The organism is Roseateles sp. NT4 (genome assembly GCF_051857475.1).
Taxonomy (GTDB): domain Bacteria; phylum Pseudomonadota; class Gammaproteobacteria; order Burkholderiales; family Burkholderiaceae_C; genus Pelomonas.
Map to the genome: position 1 here is coordinate 1,816,922 of NZ_JBPZGZ010000001.1, position 17,885 is coordinate 1,834,806.

Below are 17,885 nucleotides of genomic sequence, written 5' to 3' on the forward strand. Positions count from 1 at the left end.
CTGGTAGCGCGCCTAGGCCTCGGCATAGGCCTTGCTGAACACGTCGAGCGACTCGCTGGTATCCAACGCGGCCAGGCCCGAGCGCCGGTAGATCTCGAGATCCGCAATGACCTCGGCGCGGCTGCGCGGCATGGGCAGGTAGGCGCGGACCTCCACGTCCGCGGGCATGCCGTTCGAAGGCGCCGCGCAGGCGGCGAGAGAGCAGGAAGCGACGAGGGTGGCGATGAGAAGCTTGAAAGGCATGGCAGTACTCCGGTGTTGCGAGGGACAACAGGCGTTCAAGCCGCCTGCCCCTGGGAATACAAGCCCGGCCCCGGCTTTATTCCCTCACGCGGCCCGGGTGTCGGTCGCAATCCAATTGACCTCCCAGGTGCCGCCGCCGTCGGCCGAGAACGCCTGCTCGAAGCGGCAACGCGCGGCACTCTCGGATTCGATGACGAAGCGCACCCAGATGGGCCGGCCGTTGAAGTCTTCGGCGCTGTAGAACAGGCCGCGCGGGCTGCCGGCAAAGCCCCCTGCCATGGGCGCCGCCAGCGTGCCTGAAGCCGCGTTGGAGAAGTTCAGCGTCCAGCGCTGCGCTGCGGTTTCGAAGAGCCGCAGCGACAGCGCCTGGATGCGGCCCTGCGGACCGGTGACGTCGAGCTCGACCAGATTGGCAAGGCCGCCCAGCAGAGGCCGCACGAGCGTGGTCCCGGTGTACTCGACCCAGGTGTCGGAGCCGCTCGAAGGGCGCAGGCGGCGCCGCAGCGAGGTGTGCCAACTGCCATGCTCGAAGTCGAAGTCCCGCGGCGTGCCCACCGGTGCAGTGGGCAACGAGGGCGAAGCCATGGCGCTCGAAGCGGCGGCAGCGAGTGCGGCAACGGCAGTGCGGCGGGTGGGTCTGGAGGGCATGGGCTTGGACAGATGACTAGACTGGTCCGATCCACTCTAAGCAGACCCATGTCGACCGCCAAGAAGGCACCTGCAGGTAACCGCCCTCGCACGGCCCGCAACAACGCCATCCCGGGCTGCGCGCTGACGGCCGCGCTGGCAGCCATCGGCGGGCGCTGGAAGCTCTTCATCGTCTACCGCCTGGCCGACGGCCCGCTGCATTTCGCCGCGCTGCGGCGCAGCCTGCCCGACATGTCGGCCAAGGTGCTGGCCGAGCAGTTGCGCGAGCTGCAGGCCGATGGCCTGGTGAGCCGCGAAAGCAGCGGGCCCGTGCCTGCCACTGTCCACTACGCGCTGACGCCGCATGGGCTGTCAGTGCTGCCGGTGGCCGAGACCATCCGGCGCTGGGGCCTGGCCCATCAGGGGGCGCTGGAAGCCCCGGTTGACCCTCGTGCGACCTGCGTCACGGCCTGCTGAACCTCGTCACCGAACCAGGCCGGGCATGGCATCCAGCACGGCCACCAGCTTGCGTACCCCCCGCGTGATCTCGTCGACGCCCAGCAGCGCATACCCCATGACCAGCCCCGCCACGCGTTCCCGCTCGGCCGGGGCTGGCGCCAGATAGAGCGGCCCGAGCGGATAGACCCAAACCCCGGCCCGCTTAGCGGCCTCGACCAGCGCTGCCTCATGCGCCGCCGGCACCTCGTCCAGCCATGCGACGACATGCAGACCGCTGGCGCTGCCCTGCACCCTCACCCGCCCGGGCAGATGGCGCGCCAGCGCGTCCAGCAGCGCCACGCGCCGGGTCTGTTGCGCCCTGCGGATGCGGCGCACATGGCGCTCGTAGCCCCCGTCGGCAATGAGGCGCGCGAGGGCTCGCTGCGGGCCGGTCGGGGCATGGCGGTCGGCCAGTTGGCGGACCTGGGCGAACGGCCCGGCCAGGCCGGCCGGCAGCACGGCATAGCCCAGGCGCAACTCGGGTGACAAGGTCTTGGAAAAGGTGCCCACGTAGATGACGCGGTCGTGCGGGTCCAGCGAGCGCAGCGTCAGCTCCGGGCGCAGGGCGTGGCGGTATTCCGCGTCGTAGTCATCCTCGATGACCCAGGCGCCCTGGGCATGGGCCCAGGCCAGCAGCGCGTGGCGGCGCGCCATGGGCAGAAAGCCGCCGAGCGGGAACTGGTGGGTCGGCGTCACATAGGCCAGGCGAGTCGCCGCGCGCGGCAAGGCATCGGTGACGAGACCATGGTCATCCACCGGCACGCCCACGAGGCGCGCACCGGCGGCCTCGAAGGCGCGATTGGCCATGCCGTAGCCGGGGTCCTCCACGGCGACCGCATCGCCCGGGTCCAGCAGCAGCCGTGCGCACAGGTCCAGCACCTGCTGCGAGCCGTTCGCCACCACCAGCTGCTCCACGCTGCAGGCGATGCCGCGCGAGCGCGCCAGATAGCCCTGCAGGGCACGGCGCAGGCTCAGGTCGCCCAGGGGCTCGCGGTAGGTCAGACTCGCGTCGGGCGCTTTCTCGGTCGCACGCACCGCCTTGCGCCACGCCAACGCGGGAAAGTCGCCAGCCGAGAGCGGCCCGTAGGCAAAGTCGATGGCGCGAGCCGGAGGGTTGCCGAAGTCGAACACCGGGCGTTGCTGCAAGCGTTCGCCCAGTGCCGACAGTCGGGGTGCGGTCGCCTTGCTGGATGCCAGCGACGCTGCCCTGGCCGGGCTGCCCGCACCGGCAGCCACCCGGCTCGCGGCGCCTGGCCGCGTTTCGATGAATCCCTCGGCCGCCAGTTGCTCGTAGACGGCACTGACCGTCGTGCGCGACAGGCCGCGCTCTGCCGCGCAGGCGCGTGTGGACGGCAGCACCTGCCCCGGCGCGTGCGTGCCGTCGCGGATGCGGGCCTTCAGTTCCTCGTAGAGCGCCCGGGACCGGCTCTCGGCTGCAAGCATCAACTGGCCCAGTGAATTTGACGAAAACTGGAGCTTCTCACAAGGCCAGGCGCCGCGCATAGTGAGGCCACCCAGCAACCCGCCAGCCGCCGCCCGTCATGTACATCCCCGAGCACTTCGCCGAGACCCGCCCCGACGTCCTTCACGCCCTGATGCGCGCCCACCCGCTGGGCACGCTGGTGACGCACACGGCCGAGGGCGGGCTGGACGCCAACCACATTCCCTTCGAGCTGGCCGCGGACGAGGGAGCGCACGGCGTGCTGCGCGCCCACGTGGCCCGCAACAACCCGGTGTGGCGCGAGGTGGCCAACGGCTCCCCCGTGATGGTCGTCTTCCGCGGTCCCGAGGCCTATATCTCGCCGAGCTGGTACCCCAGCAAGCACGAGGCGCACAAGCAGGTGCCGACGTGGAACTACGAGGTCGTGCACGCCCACGGGCGGCTGCAGGTGATGGACGACGAACGCTTCGTGCGCGGCCTGGTGGCCCGCCTCACCCGCGAGCACGAGGCCGGCGAGCCCCTGCCCTGGAAGATGGGCAACGCGCCGCAGGACTTCATCGCCCATCTGCTGACCCTCATTGTCGGCATCGAGGTGCCCATCGACCGCCTGGAGGGCAAACGCAAGCTCAGTCAGAACCGGGAGGCGCGCGATATCCAGGGCGCCGCCGACGCCCTGCGTGAACGCCATGGCGCGGGCGGCGTGTCAGCTGCGATGGCGGGAGTCCTGCAGGCACGCTGAAGCGCGTCGGCCCTCAGCCGCACTGCACCGGCAGCGGCGCCGTGTAGCGGACGAACTCGTCCAGCTTGCCCGTGGCGTTCACGAACTGCATGCGCTCGCCGTTCATGCGCACGGGAATGCTCTCGTCGAAGTTCTGGTTGCCGATGGTGGTCTGCAGGCGCAAGCGGCCGTCCTTGCCGAGGCTCCAGCTGCCCGGGATGAACAGGGACTCTCCCCGCGACTGCAGCTCATCCCGCCTGGATCCGCAGGGGGCGTGCAGCCTGAGCGTGTGATCGCCCTGGAATTCGAGGATGGAGTCGTTGGGCTTGGGCTCCACGGCCTCCCTGCCCCCCAGGCCTTTGGGGATGACGGCAACGGCCTGCCAGGCGCCCATCAGCTTGAGCTCGCTGGGTGCAGACCCCACCGGGTCGGCGGCGAGGCAGGACAGGGAAGAAACAGCCAGCAGGCCGGCGGCGGCGAGGCGATGGATGGGCTTCATCATGGGCAGCGAGAGGGGGTTTCGAGTCTATGCCGCCAGAGCTGCGCCCCTGCGGCCGGCCAAGGTAAGGCTGAGGTAAAACAGCGACGCCCACGGTGGGCGACTGGGGTTGGCAAGGCATGGGTGAGACGCGCGTAGACACATTGCCGCCAGACCAGCGCAGCCGCATGCTGCCACCGCCCCTGTCGGCCGATGACATGGCCCGCATCGCGCGCTTCGCCCGGCCGCGCCTGTACCGCCGTGGCGAGCTGCTGAAGACGGCAGGCCAGCCGTCCGAAGGCGTCTTCGTGCTGCTGGGCGGCCGCGTGGTCATCCGCCGGCGCGTCGGCGTGGTGCCCGGGGAGCGCCTGGCGGAGTACGGCGCGGGCGAATACCTGGGCGAGCTGGGCCAGCTGGCCAACACCGCATCGCTGATCGACGCCGAGGCCCTGGAAGACACCGAGGTGCTGCTCGTGCCCACCGAGGGCCTGCGCGCCCTCATCATCGGCGAGGCCGACCTGGGCGCGCGCATCATGCAGACGCTGATGCACCGCCGCGCGCTGCTGGTGGAGGCCGGCCTGATCGGGCCGCTGCTGGTGGGGCGGCCCGGCGCGCCGCAGCTGGTGAGGCTGCAGGGCTTTCTGCGCCGCAATGCCCAGCCCCACCAGCACATGGCCCCGGGCGACTGCGACGCCACCTGGACGCTGGTGGAGCAATACGGCGGCGGCGATGACGACGCCCTCGTCGTCTGCCCCGACGGCTGCGTGCTGCTCAATCCTTCGGAGACGGAGCTGGCGCGCGCCATGGGCATGCTGGACACGCGCGACCGCAGCGAGGTGTTCGACGCCCTCATCGTCGGCGCCGGCCCCTCGGGCCTGGCCGCGGCCGTCTATGCGGCGTCCGAAGGCCTCAAGGTCGTCGTGCTGGACAGCCGCCACCTTGGCGGCCAGGCCGGCGCCAGCGCCCGCATCGAGAACTACCTGGGCTTCCCGGCCGGCATCTCGGGCGAGCAGCTCGCCAGCCTGGCCTGCGCCCAGGCGCAGAAGTTCGGCGCCGAGGTGCTGGTGCCCGTCGAGGCCCGCGCGCTGGACTGCACCCGCGCCAACCCGCAACAGGCCCTGCGCGTGCAGCTTGCCGACAGCCGGTGGCTGCAGGGCCGCGCCATCATCATCGCCAGCGGCGCCCGCTACCGCCGCCCGCCCCTGGCCGGCCTGCGCGAGCTGGAGGGCCGCAGCGTCTGGTACTGGGCCTCGGCCAGCGAGGCCGCGCTGTGTACAGGCCAAGAGGTGGCCTTGGTCGGCGGCGGCAATTCAGCCGGCCAGGCCGCCGTGTATCTCTCGCAGTTCGCCTCGCGCGTGCGCATGCTGGTGCGCGGCGAGGGTCTGGCCGCCACCATGTCGCAATACCTCATCACCCGCATCGCCAACCAGCCCAACATCGAGGTGCTGGCGCACACCGAACTCACCGAGCTGCACACCGACGACAGCGGCTGCCTCGCCGCAGGCAGCCTGCGCGACCGCCGCACCGGTCAAATCAATACCACTGGGCGCAACTGCCCGATGCGTCACATCTTTCTCTTCGTCGGCGCCGACCCGGAGACCGCCTGGCTGGAAGGCTGCGGCGTGCGGCTGGACGACAAGGGCTTTGTACTGACCGGCACCGAGGCCGGCGGCGAAGCGCTCGCGATGGAAACCAGCGTGCCGGGTGTGTTTGCCGTGGGCGACGTGCGCTCGGGGTCGGTCAAACGGGTGGGCGGCGCGATTGGCGAAGGCGCAGCGGTCGTCGCCACGCTGCATCGCTACCTGACGAAGGACGTCTGATCCGCCTGACGTGAAGGCACTCGGCCAGCGCCTGCCGACGCCGGCTGTCGATGTGTGCGGCACGGATTGAATCCTGCAAGCTCACGGCACCCTGGCTGACGGCGGTCGCGGCAGGTGCCGCTGAGGATCGACCCATACGTGCAAAGCCTGGAGATCCGCCATGAAGTTCATGATCCTGGTCAAGTCCAATCCCGGCCTGGAGCGCCGCTTGGCTGAGATGAGCGATGCTGACATGAAGGCTTCGATGACCGAGATGGAGGCCTTCAACGACGAGCTGCGCAAGGCCGGCGTCATGAAGGATTGCGACGGCCTGCGCCCCAGCCGCGATGGCAAGCGCGTGCGCTTCGCCGGTGCTCAGCGCAGCGCCGTGGACGGCCCCTTCGAGGGCGACCTGGTCGCGGGCTACTGGATCTGGGAGCTGCCGAACATGGCGGACGCCGTCGCCTGGGTGAAGCGTTGCCCCAATCCCATGCCCGAGCCGTCGGAGATCGAGATCCGGCCGTTCTGGGTCATGGACGCCGGAGGCTGACGGGCAAGGCATCATCGTGGGGACGCATGACCAAGCCCCCACGGATCATCGAAATCCACCTCGACGCCCCGCCGAAGCCGGCCGTCGGCGAGCCCTGCAACGGCTGCGGCGTCTGTTGCCTGGCCGAGCCCTGCCCGTTGGGCGTGCTGCTGAGCCGGCGCCTGAAAGGTGCATGCGTCGCCCTGCGCCGGGACGGCGCACGCTATGTGTGCGGCGCGCTAGCGGCACAGCCGAGCGGGCTGCGTGGCTGGCTGGTGAAACGCTGGATCGCCGCCGGCGTCGGTTGCGATTGCTCACTCGAACCCGCGGGCAAGCCCTAGACGACACCTCGGAGGGCGCCGCTACATTTTTCGGCTTCTGACGTACCGAGGAAGCCGCATGAAATCCGCCGTCCTTTCCAGCCTTCGCCTCCTGCCTCTGCTGGCCGCGCTGACCCTGGGCGCCGCCACCGCCGCGCCGCTGCGCTGGGCCGCCCAGAACGACATCCTGACGCTGGACCCGCATTCGCAGGACCACAACACTTCCAACGCCATCGGCACCCACATCTACGAGGGCCTGACGCGGCTGGGCCAGAACTACCGACCCGAGCCGTCGCTGGCCACCAAGTGGACCTACATCTCCCAGACCCAGGTGCGCTTCGACCTGCGCAAGGGCGTCAAGTTCCATGACGGCTCGCCCTTCACGGCCGATGACGTGGTCTTCAGCTTCGGCCGCATCACCCAGCCGCAGGGCACCAAGCAGACCTATGTGTCGGGCATCAAGGAGGTCAAGAAGATCGACGACAACACCGTCGACTTCATCCTCGAGGCACCGACGCCGATGCTGCTGCAGAACATCATCAGCTTCCCCATCATGAGCAAGGTCTGGTCGACCAAGAACAACACGACCAACACCCAGGACTACAAGGCCAAGGAAGAGAACTACGCCTCGCGCAACGCCAACGGCACCGGGCCCTACAAGCTGGTCAGCTGGCAGCCCGACCAGGCCGTCAAGATGGTGGCCAACACGGGCTGGTGGGACAAGAACCCGGGCAACGTGACCGAGCTGAGCTATCTGCCGATCAAGAGCGCGCCCACGCGCGTTGCGGCGCTGCTGTCGGGTGACGTCGACATCGTCACCGACCTGCCGCCCCAGGACTTCTTCAAGCTCAAGGAGGAAGGCAAGGTCAGGCTGCTGGAAGGCTCGGAGATCCGCACCGTCTTCTTCGTCATGGACCAGGGCAGCGAGGAACTGCGCGAATCGAATGTGAAGGGCAAGAACCCCTTCAAGGACAAGCGCGTGCGCGAGGCGCTGAACCTGGCCCTGGACCGCGAGGCCATCAAGCGCAGCATCATGCGCGGCCTGTCGGTGCCGGCGGCCTTGATGATCGCGCCGGGCGTCAACGGCTATGACGCGGCCCTGGACGCCCCGCTCAAGCCCGACCTCGACAAGGCCCGCAAGCTGCTGGCCGAGGCCGGCTACCCGCAGGGCTTCGAGGTGCCGCTGAACTGCCCCAACAACCGCTATGTCAACGACGAGCAGGTCTGCCAGGCGGCGGTGTCGATGTGGGCCAAGATCGGCGTCAAGGTGCGCCTCATCGCCCAGCCTTTCTCCACGCACAGCCAGACCTTCCAGCGCGGCGAGTCGCCCTTCTACATGCTGGGCTGGGGCGTCTCCACCTACGACGCCCTCTACGGCATGCAGGCCTGGGGCCACACGCGCACCAATGGCGCCGACGGCAACTTCAACTTCGGCAAGGTCAGCGATGCACCGCTGGACGCGCTGATCCAGAAGATCAAGTTCGAGCCCGACGTGCCCAAGCGCAACGCCCTCATCAAGGAGGCCCTGCTGCGCATCCGCGACGAATACCTCTTCGTGCCCATCCACCACCAGATCCGGCCCTGGGCCATGAAGCCGACGGTCGAGACCATCCACCGCTCGAACGACTATTTCGAGGCGCGCTACACCAGCATCAAGTGAAGCTGCTCGCCGCCCTGGCCTTCGGGCTGTTCGCAGCCCTGTCCGCCAGCGCGGCCCCTTTGCGATGGGCCGCGCAGAACGACATCCTGACGCTGGATCCCCATTCGCAGAACCACACCACCTCGCTGACCATCGCTGCCCAGGTCTACGAAGGCCTGGTGCGGCGCGGCGAGAACTATCAGCCCGAGCCGTCGCTGGCGACGAAATGGACCTATGTCTCGCCGACCCAGGTGCGTTTCGAACTGCGCCGCGGCGTGAAGTTTCACGACGGCAGCCCCTTCACGGCCGACGACGTGCTGTTCAGCTTCGCGCGCATCCGCGAACCCCAGGGCGCCATGCAGGCCTATGTCTCGGGCATCCGCGAGATCCGCAAGGTCAGCGACTACAGCGTCGACCTGATGCTGGAGGCGCCGACGCCGCTGCTGCTGCAGAACCTCGTCAGCTTCTGCATCATGAGCCGCGGCTGGGCGCTGAAGAACAAGGCCGACCATGTCGAGGACTTCAAGGCCAAGGAAGAGAACTATGCCTCGCGCAATGCCAACGGCACCGGGCCCTACAAGCTGGTCAGCTGGCAACCCGACCAGGCCGTGCAGATGGTCATCAACAAGGACTGGTGGGACAGCAACAAGGGCAACATCACCGAGCTGAGCTATCTGCCCATCAAATCGGCACCCACGCGCGTGGCCGCCCTGCTGTCGGGCGACGTCGACCTCGTCACCGATGTACCGCCGGCAGACTACCAGCGCCTGAAGGCCGATGCCCGGCTCAAGCTGATGGAAGGCACCGAGGTGCGCACCGTGTTCTTCGCGATGGACCAGACCAGCGACGAACTGCGCGACGCCAGCGTCAAGGGCAAGAACCCCTTCAAGGACAAGCGCGTGCGCGAGGCGCTCAATCTGGCCCTGGACCGCGAGGCCATCAAGCGCAGCATCATGCGCGGGCTGTCAGTACCGGCGGCGCTGATGGTGTCGCCTGGTGTCAGTGGCTACGACGCAGCCCTGGATGCGCCCTTGAAGGCCGATCCCGACAAGGCCCGCAAGCTGCTCGCCGAGGCGGGCTACCCCCAGGGCTTCGACGTGCCATTGCGCTGCCCCAACAACCGCTACGTCAACGACGAGCAGATCTGCCAGGCGGCCGTGGCCATGTGGGCGCGCATCGGCGTGCGCGCGCGTCTCAACGCCCAACCGATGACCCTGCATGTCCAGGCCCTGGAGCGCTACGAGTCACCCTTCTATCTGATCGGCATCTCCATGCCCACCTACGACGCCCACCAGGGCCTGCAGGGCTGGGGCCACAGCCGCGATGCGCGCGGCAACGGCGGCCAGAACTTCAGCCGCCTGGCCGACCCGACGCTGGACGCCCTGGTCGAGCGCATCCAGTTCGAACCCGACGTCACGGCGCGCAACGCGCTGATCCGCGAGGCGCTGCTGCGCGTGCGTGATGAAGCCTTCTTCATTCCCGTGCATCATCAGATCCGGCCCTGGGCCATGAAACCCGGCGTCCAGACCCTGCACCGCTCGAACGACACGTTTGAGGCCCGCTTCACCTCCATCCACTGAGGCTTATGAAACTGACCACCCTTTGGGCCGCCGCCTGGCTGGCCACCGCGCTGACCGCCACGGCCAACCCGCTGCGCTGGGCGGCCCAGAACGACATCCAGACCCTGGACCCGCATTCGCAGAACCACTCGGCCACGTCCACCATCACCGGCTACGCCTACGAAGGCCTGACCCGCTACACCGAGAAGTTCGACGTCGAGCCGGCCCTGGCCACCAAATGGACCTATGTGACGCCGACCCAGCTGCGCTTCGACCTGCGCCGCGGCGTCAAGTTCCATGACGGCACGCCATTCACGGCCGACGACGTCGTGTTCAGCCTGCAGCGCATCAAGCACCCGGCCAGCAACATGATCATCTACGCCTCCGGCATCAAGGAGGTGAAGAAGATCGACGACTACACAGTGGACTTCATGCTCGAAGGCCCCAACCCGGTGATCACGCGCAACCTAACCTATGTGCGCATCCTGAGCAAGGCGTGGGCCGCCAAGAACCGCTCCGAGAACCCGCAGGACTTCAAGGCCAAGGAGGACACCTATGCCTCGCGCAATGCGATGGGCACGGGGCCGTTCAAGATCGTCAGCTGGACGCCAGACCAGAAGATCAGCATGGTGGCCAACAAGGACTGGTGGGACAAGCCCAAGGGCAACGTCAGCGAGGTCAGCTACCTGCCCATCAAGTCCGACGCGACGCGCGTGGCCGCCCTGCTGTCGGGCGACCTCGACCTGCTGACCGACCTGCCGCCCCAGGACGTGGCCAAGCTCAAGGCCGACCCCCGCCTCAAGGTCATCGACGGCCCCGAGAACCGCACCATCTTCTTTGCGCTGGACCAGGGCAGCGACGAGATCAGGGGCTCCAACATCAAGGGCAAGAACCCCTTCAAGGACAGGCGCGTGCGCGAGGCCATGTCGCTGGCCATCGACCGCGAGGCCATCAAGCGCAGCCTGATGCGCGGCCTGTCCATCCCGGCCGGCATCATGGTGGCGCCGGTGGCCTATGGCTGGTCGCAGGAGCTGGACACCGTGGCCAAGCCGGATGTGACGCGAGCCAAGCAGCTGATGGCCGAGGCGGGCTATGCCGAAGGCTTCGACGTGCCGCTGGCCTGCCCCAACGACCGCTATGTCAACGACGAGGAGATCTGCCAGGCCGTGGTGTCGATGTGGACGCGCATCGGCGTGCGCGCCAAGCTGCAGACCCAACCCATGACACAGCACTCGGCTGCCATGCAGCGTTTCGAGCTGCCGCTCTATATGTACGGCTGGGGCGTGACGACCTTCGATGCGCAGTACACGCTGCAGGACATCGTTCACACCAAAACGGCCGGCGTGGACGGCAAGGGCAACTTCGCCAAGGTCAGCGACGCCAAGGTCGACGCCCTGGTCGCGCAGATGAAGATCGAGACCGACGTGCCCAAGCGCCTGGCCCTGATGCAGGAGGCGCTGAAGCGCACGCGCGACGAGTTCCTCTTCATCCCCATCCACCACCAGGTGCGCCCCTGGGCGATGAAGGCGGGCGTGACCCTCCCGCACTCGGCCAACGATGCCCCGCAGGCCAAGTGGGCGACGGTGAAGTAGTGCGTCCCGCTCAGCCTCCTTGGCTGGGCTCCTCCAGGATGGGCAGGTGTTGCCGCGCCCACGCCTGCCACAACGGCGCCTGGCGGGTGGCGAGCGCCGCGCCCTGCTCTCCGTAGCAATAGAGGTTCATGCCCACCATGCTAGGGCCACCCATGTCGACCGAGCCGAAGGCGGCGATGGCCGGGCCGGGCTGATCGACACGTACCAGGATGTCGTTGGGCGCCTCGCTGGCGTACTCCACCACACCGCTGAGTTGCGGCGCACCTGCTGGCGCCGTCCAGCGCTGGCCTGCCTTCACGCGCTGCAGGCCCAACGCGGTGGCCAGCGCGGCCCACGCCTCGGCCTCCGTACCCGCAACAGGCAGCATCCACTTCGTCAGCGTCGAGGACTGGCCGCGGAAGTGCTGCAGATAGAGCTGCAGGGCGCGCAGGAAGCCGGACCAGCCGGATTCGATCTCGCCCAGTTGGTCGTCCCAGTCGTCGGTGCTCGCAAACAGGCTGTGCACCAGGCGGATGACGCAAGTGCCGCCGGCCTGGGCCTCGATATGCCATTCGGCCGCGATGGGTGGCGAACCCGGCATCAGGCCCTCGCTCTGGCCGGCATACATGCGCGGCGGGTCCCAGGCCGTCACCTCGGAGCGAGCCTCGCCGCCGGGGCCGAAGCTCAGCTTCAGCGCCACGGGCTTGCCATGGCTCTCCTCGAACTCGGCCGGCATCAGCCAGGAGGAAATGCCGGGGCCGGTGGCGATAGCCTGCCACACCTCTTCGGGCGTGCCGGGCACCTCGAACCGGATCTCGACCGAACGGCGCCCGGAGGCTTCCTTCTTCACACTCATGAGGGCTCCTTGGCGTCTGATGCCTGAGTCAAAGGGTGGGCCACGACGACGAGGCGATGGGCGCGGCCGCCGGGGGCGGATTCGTCGTGGTACTTCGAGGCCAGCAATGCGATGGCCTCGGTGAGTTCCTGGGTGAAGGCGGCGCGTTCCACCGCCGAACGGAAACGGATCTCGGTATCCACGCCCAGCGTGGCCAGGCGCTTGCCCGTGTCGCTGGCGCGGCGGACCAGCTCGCCGACCTCGCGCACGAGGCGCGCACCGAGCGCGATGAGGTAGTTCGCGGAGAGCTTGTCGACTTCGCGGCCCGGGTCGGCCGCCACCGGTCCGAGCGCACCCGGCGAGACGACATAGGACGCCGCCGTCGCGACCAGCAGCCTTTCGGTCAACCCGCCCCATTTGCGCTCCTCGGCCAGCTGCACCAGCCCATGCGACTCCAGCGCATTGAGGTGGTAGTTGACCTTCTGCCGCGTCAGGCCGACGCGGGACGCCAGCGTCGCCGCGGAGATGGGCGCCGCAAGTTCCGCCAGCAGGCGGCTGCGCATGGGGCCGAGCGCGACGGCCGCCGCCACGGGATCCTCGATGACCTGGATGTCGAGCATGCGCAGATCCTAGGTTTGACAAATTAATTTGTCAATGACTTGGAGCGGCGATGATTCGCCCCACATGAAACCGCCCGTCATCAACTTCTCGACCATCCAGGCCGTCGTCGAGATCACCGCCACCCTAGCCTTCGCGCTGTCGGGCCTGCTGGCCGGCGCGCGCAAGCATCTCGATGTCGTCGGCCTGTGCATCGTCGCGGGCCTGTCGGCCTTTGGCGGGGGCACGCTGCGCGATGTGCTGCTGGATCGGCGGCCCTTCTTCTGGGTCGAGCATGCCGACTGGCTGTGGGCGCTGATGGCCCTGTCCTTCGCCGCCATGCTCCTCCTGCGCCGCCGCCACCTGGCGCTGACCGAAAAGGCCATCCAGTGGCCTGATGCGTTAGGCCTGGGCCTGTTCACGGCCAACGGCGCGTTGATCGCCCTGGACATGGGCCAGCCCGCCATCGTCGCCGTGCTGATGGGCGTCATCACGGCCACCTTCGGCGGCGTGCTGCGCGACATCGTCTGCAACGAGATCCCGGCCGCCTTCCACGACCACCGGCCCTACGCCCTGTGCAGCTTTGTCGGCGGCTGGGTGTTGGTCGGCGCGGTACAGATGCAGGCGCCGCAATGGGCCGTCATCAGCGCGGCCGCCGGCACGGCCGTGCTGCTGCGCGGCCTGGCCTTGTGGACGGGCTGGACGCTGCCGGCCTGGCGCATCGGCGCGAAGCGTTGAAACCCAACCGACGGACAGCCAACATGGACATCGAAGCCGAACTGCTGAAGCTCGACCGCGCACGGGCGCTGCGCATCATCGCGAACACGTTGCACCACCTTTCCGACAAGCAGCACACGCTGGCGCTGTCATTTGCCTACACACGTTCCGTTGAACTCGGCCAGCCACTGGACGTGCACTTCATCAGCCTTCCGCCGGATGACGTGGATGCGGAGTTCCAGCAAGAGGTCGACGAGGGCTGCGACGTCGGTGGCTGCCCGCAGTGCGGCATCAACCTGTCGTCCACCTTCAAGCGCGTGAACTGCCCGTTCTGCGGCCAAGAAGCGCACCTCACCTAGAGTCACCACCGGCGCCAATGGAAAAGGCCCCGCACCGCGGGGCCTTGCTCGTTTGGGGAAGCCGTTGTCTTACCAGCCGATGGTGTAAGTCACCGTCGTCGGGGCCTGCGTGTGCAGCGACGGGCTGAAGTCACCCACGTCGTCATACGCGAAGCCATAGGCCTTCTTGTTGATGCTGTGGTCATGCCAGAACTTGGCGTACCAGTTGCCCAGCGTGCCCGACGGGTAGTGGGCCGATTGGACGTACCAGTTGGCCGGCGTCTCGATGACGTGGCGGTTCAGCGCCGCGCACACCTGGGCCTGGATCTGCAGTTGCGTGCCGATGTTGGTCGGGTTGCCGCTGGCATCGGCCAGCAGGCCCGCGCCCAGCAGCACGCTGGCGGTGTCGGGCTTGCCGTTGATGTAGAAGGTGCCGGCCGGCGAGCCGCCCGTGAAGGTCCAGCGGTCGCCGCTGATACGGCCGCGGAAGGTGCCCAGGTTCTGCAGCGTGAAGACCAGGTCTTCGTTGCGGTAGCGGGCCCAGACGGCGTCGATATAGGGCTGCAGATAGTTGGCGTTGGCTGCACCCGGCTTGAAGGTGCCATGGGCCGGCGCCATGATGCGATACGGCGAGTAGGGCGCCTGGGCCAGCGGCTTGAACTGGGCCGGCACTTCGGCGACGAACTTGCTGAAGAGCTGGTCACGCGTCTCGGTCAGGGCTTCGCCCACGGTCTGGTCGTAGCCATTCAGGCCCTGCACGCGCAGCTTCAGCGGGAAGCCGAAGTGGTCAACGCGCGTCGTGTTGATGAAGATGCCGGGGTCGGCCTGGCCCTGCGGGATGATGGCCATCTCGCCGAAGTCGAAGTAGACGTCGATGTTGGGGTCGGTCGGGTTCTCGATGTTGGCGCCGGCGTAGCCGATGTTGCCGTTGCCATCGACGACGACGCGGATGTACATCGGCGAGCCCACCGACATCAGCACGCGGGCCGAGTTCAGCGCCGGGATGGTGATGGAGCGCGTGGTGCTGAGCTTGTGGAAGTAGTTGGTGTAGGTGACACCGTTCTTGGTCAGCGCGCCGTTGTCGCTGGTGGACATGGGGATGAAGTTGCCCGCGGCATCCACGCGCACGAACTTGCCGGTGCTCCAGTCCTTGCCGATGATGGCAAAGTAGACCTGATCGTCGGTCCAGCGGCCGCCCGTCTGGTTGACGATATTGAAGGTGGTGCGGCCGTTCCAGGTGCCGGTGTTGGTGGTGGTGCCGACGCGGTAGGACGAAGCCAGGTCGTTGAAGCCGCGGTTGACCAGGTTGGGCTCGTTGGCCGTCAGCACCAGCGAGGAGCCGCCGTAGTTGATGTCGTTGTACAGCGTGACCTGGTAGCCGGACTGCACCTTGACGGAGGAGACTCGGTCGTTCCAGGCCGTGCCGATCCAGCTCGAGTCGGCGCTGGCGCAGAAGCTGTCGCCGGTGTAGTTGATGTCGGCGTAGAAGCAGACCGGGCCACTGGCCACGGGCGGCGTGCCGACGGTGTAGCTGAACTTCGGCGTGTCATAGGCCGGCGTGCCGTTGTTGTAGGTGAACCAGTAGCCGATGACGTTGCCGGTGGCGACGGTCACCTTCTGCTCATAGCGGCCGTTGGCGGCCGTCATGCGGATGTTCTGCTGGGGGCCGTTGTTGACGGTGTAGTGGGCGTCGACCCAAGTCGTCGACACATTGGACTTGAACCAGATCGTGGCCGTGGAGCCGCTGACCTCGACGCCCTGGGTGTAGTACTGGGCCAGGGCCGATGTGCTGCCGAGCAGGCCAATGCCTGAAATCGCCAGCAACCAGCAGGCGCCAAGCAGGCGCAAGCAACGCAAAACAAGATTCACCTTTGTCTCCTTTGCCCGCTCGTCGTCAAGGATCGGCGGGTCGTTCGGGTCCCAACGTGGAGAGGGCGGCATGGCCTTCCCCGGCCGGCATCGCGACTGCGAAGACCTACTGCTCTCCCCGGCATGCAGCCGCTGCCGGGATCAGGTCGCCATCGGAAATCACGCATGAAAGCGCTTTCAAATTTTCAGAGCATCCTCCTGGGAGAAGCGCGAAAGCGGTTTCATGGAAAACCCGTGCGAGACGTTTTCATGCGTCGCCAGCTTCAGGGACAGTCGATCCCTGATCGCCTCGGTGACGCTCAGCCCGGCAGCCAGAGCTTGCGGAAGTCCATCCAACCGCAACGCGCCAGCGACACGCCGCCGAGATGGGGCGCGTGCTCCAGTTGCTGCATCAGGTGGCGCATGGGCAGCAGCGCCCCGGCACGTGTGACCTGGGCGAAGCCAGCCTCCATCGCCGCCTGCCGGCGCGCCGGCGAAGGATCGGCGGCAATGGCCTGGCAGTGCCTGGCCAGCGTGCGCTTCAAGCCCTCGGGCAACCAGGCATGGAAGCTCGAGCCGTTGGACAGGTGCTCGAACATGCCGAACTCCATGTCGTCGGACAGCACCTCGCCCGACACCGCCATGTCAGCGTGCCGGTGCCAGCGGCGCGTCGCGAACTGCGGCGCGGGCTGCACCTCCAGCTGTACGCGCGTGCCCACCGCCTCCCAGGCGGCCGCCACGCTGCGCGCCAGCGCGATGAGATCGGCCAGTTCATAGGTCACCAGCAGCAGTTGCCTGGGCGGCGCCAGCGCGCGCAGGCTGCCGGGCTCAGGAACGGGCGCGTGATCCCAGCCGGGCCGCCAGCCGGTCGCGATGCGAAAGCGTTCGCCGAGAGCCGTGCGGGCCACATGGCTGCGCAGCCAGTGGCCGATGGCGCAGCGCGCTGCGCTGGTCGCGAACGTGGCTCGCGCGGGGTTGAGCAGCAGAAACTCGCAGCCCTGCTCGGCCTGCTCCATGGTCCGCCAGGCCGGCGCCTCGGGCGTCGCGCGGGCCAGTTGACCGATCTTGAGGTCCACCGCCGGCAGCTCGCTGCCCGCAGCCACCACCCAGAGGTCAATCTCATCGATCAGCGGACGCACACCCCAGTAGCCCTCGAAGGCCACCAGGGTGGCTCGGTGCTCGTTGTTGCGCACCAGGCGGAAGGCGCCGGCACCGATGGGCAGCGTGGCGAAGTCGGCGCGATGCCAGTCGCCTTCCGGCAGGATGACGCCGCTGTGGTGGGCCAGGCGGTGGGGCATCAGGTGATCGGGCGCGCTCAGCTGCATCTCGATGCACTGGCCGGCGGTGTTCACGGTCAGCAGATGCGCCATCAGCGCGCGATGCGGCCCGGGCGCGTCGCGCAGCCTCAGCAGCGTGGCCGCCACGTCCTGCGCTCGCAGCGGCCGCCCATCCTGGAATCGCAGGCCGGGCCTCAGCCAGAAGCGCCACTGCCGGCCGTCGTCGCTGGCCTCCCAGTGGTGGGCCAACGCGGGGCGGATGGACTCCGCCTCGCGGTCATACATCGTCAGCCCATCGCAGAGCTGGCTGACGATGTGGGACTCGGTGCGTCGCGTCACACCCTGCGGGTCCAGGGCATGCAGCGGCCGGTAGAAGGGGATGCGCAACCCACCACCCGGCGTCGCGCCGAGGAAGGCCGGCAGCGCCTGGCGGATGCGCGAGCGCGCGGCCACCGGCAGGCCGCTGAAGGCCGCTTCCACGCGCCCTTCTTCGAGCAGGCGCTGCAGCTGCTGCACGCGCAGCACGGCCGGGTCCTGGCGCAGGCTCAGCTCCGACAGCTGGCCGCGCCCCCGCCCCGGCTTCCACGCCAGCCAGCCCAGCGCCTGCATGCGGGACAGCAACAGCCGCGCATTGCGCTCACCGCAGCACAGGCGCTCGGCCACCGTGGCCAGCGGCAGCTGCGAACGCTCGGGCAGGCCTTCGGCCAGGCGGATGTACTGCTCCACCAGCTGGGTGGGGCGCTGAGAGTCTGGCGGCATGCATCGAGGAAGAAAAGCGGAAATCGAGGCGCCATTCTGTCCTCTTATGTTTTCCGCCTTGCGTGGACACTCGCGCCGCTTCCCGGCTTGGC

18 protein-coding genes are annotated in these 17,885 nt (G+C 68.1%); 10 read left to right on the forward strand and 8 right to left on the reverse strand.

Annotated features, from left to right (window positions below; genetic code table 11):
- Window positions 1–12: 12 nt before the first annotated feature.
- Both ACS5PN_RS08525 and ACS5PN_RS08530 read right to left on the reverse strand, forming a co-directional pair.
- Entirely contained in the window at window positions 13–243 is a 231-nt protein-coding gene (locus tag ACS5PN_RS08525) for a DUF4148 domain-containing protein (protein ID WP_439463493.1), read from the reverse strand.
- Between the two features lie 84 nt (window positions 244–327).
- The gene (locus ACS5PN_RS08530; protein ID WP_439463494.1) at window positions 328–828 is read right to left on the reverse strand and encodes a DUF1579 domain-containing protein; all 501 of its coding nucleotides are present in this window, start codon (window positions 826–828) and stop codon (window positions 328–330) included.
- A gap of 111 nt (window positions 829–939) precedes the next feature.
- On the opposite strand from ACS5PN_RS08530, the gene ACS5PN_RS08535 reads away from it, so the two are divergent.
- A complete protein-coding gene (locus ACS5PN_RS08535) occupies window positions 940–1,347 on the forward strand; it encodes a winged helix-turn-helix transcriptional regulator (protein WP_439463495.1) in 408 nt (135 codons plus the stop codon).
- A 6-nt stretch (window positions 1,348–1,353) separates the two neighbouring features.
- Here the strand turns inward: ACS5PN_RS08535 and ACS5PN_RS08540 are convergent, their stop codons facing one another.
- Window positions 1,354–2,811, reverse strand: a complete 1,458-nt coding sequence (locus ACS5PN_RS08540; RefSeq protein WP_439463496.1) for a PLP-dependent aminotransferase family protein — start codon at window positions 2,809–2,811, stop codon at window positions 1,354–1,356.
- Window positions 2,812–2,909: 98 nt separating this feature from the next.
- Here ACS5PN_RS08540 and ACS5PN_RS08545 point away from each other — a divergent pair, with 98 nt between their 5' ends.
- Entirely contained in the window at window positions 2,910–3,548 is a 639-nt protein-coding gene (locus ACS5PN_RS08545) for an FMN-binding negative transcriptional regulator (RefSeq protein ID WP_439463497.1), read from the forward strand.
- Between the two features lie 13 nt (window positions 3,549–3,561).
- Here ACS5PN_RS08545 and ACS5PN_RS08550 read toward each other — a convergent pair whose 3' ends face one another.
- On the reverse strand, window positions 3,562–4,026 hold the full coding sequence (locus tag ACS5PN_RS08550; protein WP_439463498.1) for a hypothetical protein: 465 nt from the start codon (window positions 4,024–4,026) through the stop codon (window positions 3,562–3,564).
- Window positions 4,027–4,193: 167 nt separating this feature from the next.
- Between ACS5PN_RS08550 and ACS5PN_RS08555 the strand changes: the two genes are divergently transcribed.
- The 6 genes from ACS5PN_RS08555 (at window position 4,194) to ACS5PN_RS08580 (ending at window position 11,443) form a co-directional block, all read left to right on the forward strand.
- A complete protein-coding gene (locus ACS5PN_RS08555; RefSeq protein WP_439463499.1) occupies window positions 4,194–5,825 on the forward strand; it encodes an FAD-dependent oxidoreductase in 1,632 nt (543 codons plus the stop codon).
- Window positions 5,826–5,985: 160 nt separating this feature from the next.
- Window positions 5,986–6,354: a YciI family protein gene (locus tag ACS5PN_RS08560; RefSeq protein WP_439463500.1), complete on the forward strand. Its 369-nt coding sequence runs from the start codon at window positions 5,986–5,988 to the stop codon at window positions 6,352–6,354.
- A 26-nt stretch (window positions 6,355–6,380) separates the two neighbouring features.
- Window positions 6,381–6,674 carry a hypothetical protein gene (locus ACS5PN_RS08565; RefSeq protein ID WP_439463501.1) on the forward strand — a complete coding sequence of 98 codons (294 nt, stop codon included), beginning with the start codon at window positions 6,381–6,383 and terminating at the stop codon, window positions 6,672–6,674.
- A 58-nt stretch (window positions 6,675–6,732) separates the two neighbouring features.
- A complete protein-coding gene (locus tag ACS5PN_RS08570) occupies window positions 6,733–8,313 on the forward strand; it encodes an ABC transporter substrate-binding protein (protein WP_439463502.1) in 1,581 nt (526 codons plus the stop codon).
- A complete protein-coding gene (locus ACS5PN_RS08575; protein ID WP_439463503.1) occupies window positions 8,310–9,872 on the forward strand; it encodes an ABC transporter substrate-binding protein in 1,563 nt (520 codons plus the stop codon). Before ACS5PN_RS08570 ends, ACS5PN_RS08575 begins: the two co-directional genes overlap by 4 nt.
- A gap of 5 nt (window positions 9,873–9,877) precedes the next feature.
- Window positions 9,878–11,443 (forward strand): ABC transporter substrate-binding protein, encoded by a 1,566-nt coding sequence (locus tag ACS5PN_RS08580; protein ID WP_439463504.1) that lies wholly within the window; start codon window positions 9,878–9,880, stop codon window positions 11,441–11,443.
- Window positions 11,444–11,453: 10 nt separating this feature from the next.
- On the opposite strand, the gene ACS5PN_RS08585 is transcribed toward ACS5PN_RS08580, so the two are convergent.
- Both ACS5PN_RS08585 and ACS5PN_RS08590 read right to left on the reverse strand, forming a co-directional pair.
- Complete coding sequence (locus ACS5PN_RS08585; protein WP_439463505.1) at window positions 11,454–12,278, reverse strand: SRPBCC family protein; 825 nt, start codon at window positions 12,276–12,278, stop codon at window positions 11,454–11,456.
- On the reverse strand, window positions 12,275–12,877 hold the full coding sequence (locus tag ACS5PN_RS08590; protein ID WP_439463506.1) for a helix-turn-helix domain-containing protein: 603 nt from the start codon (window positions 12,875–12,877) through the stop codon (window positions 12,275–12,277). The genes ACS5PN_RS08585 and ACS5PN_RS08590 overlap by 4 nt, the downstream gene beginning before the upstream one ends.
- A 64-nt stretch (window positions 12,878–12,941) precedes the next feature.
- On the opposite strand from ACS5PN_RS08590, the gene ACS5PN_RS08595 reads away from it, so the two are divergent.
- Window positions 12,942–13,592 carry a trimeric intracellular cation channel family protein gene (locus ACS5PN_RS08595; protein WP_439463507.1) on the forward strand — a complete coding sequence of 217 codons (651 nt, stop codon included), beginning with the start codon at window positions 12,942–12,944 and terminating at the stop codon, window positions 13,590–13,592.
- A 23-nt stretch (window positions 13,593–13,615) separates the two neighbouring features.
- The gene (locus tag ACS5PN_RS08600) at window positions 13,616–13,930 is read left to right on the forward strand and encodes a hypothetical protein (RefSeq protein ID WP_439463508.1); all 315 of its coding nucleotides are present in this window, start codon (window positions 13,616–13,618) and stop codon (window positions 13,928–13,930) included.
- A 69-nt stretch (window positions 13,931–13,999) separates the two neighbouring features.
- Here the strand turns inward: ACS5PN_RS08600 and ACS5PN_RS08605 are convergent, their stop codons facing one another.
- Together ACS5PN_RS08605 and ACS5PN_RS08610 are read right to left on the reverse strand one after the other, a co-directional pair.
- Window positions 14,000–15,778 carry a beta-1,3-glucanase family protein gene (locus tag ACS5PN_RS08605; protein WP_439463509.1) on the reverse strand — a complete coding sequence of 593 codons (1,779 nt, stop codon included), beginning with the start codon at window positions 15,776–15,778 and terminating at the stop codon, window positions 14,000–14,002.
- A 299-nt stretch (window positions 15,779–16,077) separates the two neighbouring features.
- Window positions 16,078–17,793 (reverse strand): ABC transporter substrate-binding protein, encoded by a 1,716-nt coding sequence (locus ACS5PN_RS08610; RefSeq protein ID WP_439463510.1) that lies wholly within the window; start codon window positions 17,791–17,793, stop codon window positions 16,078–16,080.
- Window positions 17,794–17,885: the final 92 nt, after the last annotated feature.

Coding starts and splice junctions, on each gene's coding strand:
- ACS5PN_RS08525 (WP_439463493.1), bottom strand. CDS start 243: ATGCCTTTCAAGCTTCTCATCGCCACCCTCGTCGCTTCCTGCTCTCTC.
- ACS5PN_RS08530 (WP_439463494.1), bottom strand. CDS start 828: ATGGCTTCGCCCTCGTTGCCCACTGCACCGGTGGGCACGCCGCGGGAC.
- ACS5PN_RS08535 (WP_439463495.1), top strand. CDS start 940: ATGTCGACCGCCAAGAAGGCACCTGCAGGTAACCGCCCTCGCACGGCC.
- ACS5PN_RS08540 (WP_439463496.1), bottom strand. CDS start 2,811: ATGCTTGCAGCCGAGAGCCGGTCCCGGGCGCTCTACGAGGAACTGAAG.
- ACS5PN_RS08545 (WP_439463497.1), top strand. CDS start 2,910: ATGTACATCCCCGAGCACTTCGCCGAGACCCGCCCCGACGTCCTTCAC.
- ACS5PN_RS08550 (WP_439463498.1), bottom strand. CDS start 4,026: ATGAAGCCCATCCATCGCCTCGCCGCCGCCGGCCTGCTGGCTGTTTCT.
- ACS5PN_RS08555 (WP_439463499.1), top strand. CDS start 4,194: ATGCTGCCACCGCCCCTGTCGGCCGATGACATGGCCCGCATCGCGCGC.
- ACS5PN_RS08560 (WP_439463500.1), top strand. CDS start 5,986: ATGAAGTTCATGATCCTGGTCAAGTCCAATCCCGGCCTGGAGCGCCGC.
- ACS5PN_RS08565 (WP_439463501.1), top strand. CDS start 6,381: ATGACCAAGCCCCCACGGATCATCGAAATCCACCTCGACGCCCCGCCG.
- ACS5PN_RS08570 (WP_439463502.1), top strand. CDS start 6,733: ATGAAATCCGCCGTCCTTTCCAGCCTTCGCCTCCTGCCTCTGCTGGCC.
- ACS5PN_RS08580 (WP_439463504.1), top strand. CDS start 9,878: ATGAAACTGACCACCCTTTGGGCCGCCGCCTGGCTGGCCACCGCGCTG.
- ACS5PN_RS08585 (WP_439463505.1), bottom strand. CDS start 12,278: ATGAGTGTGAAGAAGGAAGCCTCCGGGCGCCGTTCGGTCGAGATCCGG.
- ACS5PN_RS08590 (WP_439463506.1), bottom strand. CDS start 12,877: ATGCTCGACATCCAGGTCATCGAGGATCCCGTGGCGGCGGCCGTCGCG.
- ACS5PN_RS08595 (WP_439463507.1), top strand. CDS start 12,942: ATGAAACCGCCCGTCATCAACTTCTCGACCATCCAGGCCGTCGTCGAG.
- ACS5PN_RS08600 (WP_439463508.1), top strand. CDS start 13,616: ATGGACATCGAAGCCGAACTGCTGAAGCTCGACCGCGCACGGGCGCTG.
- ACS5PN_RS08610 (WP_439463510.1), bottom strand. CDS start 17,793: ATGCCGCCAGACTCTCAGCGCCCCACCCAGCTGGTGGAGCAGTACATC.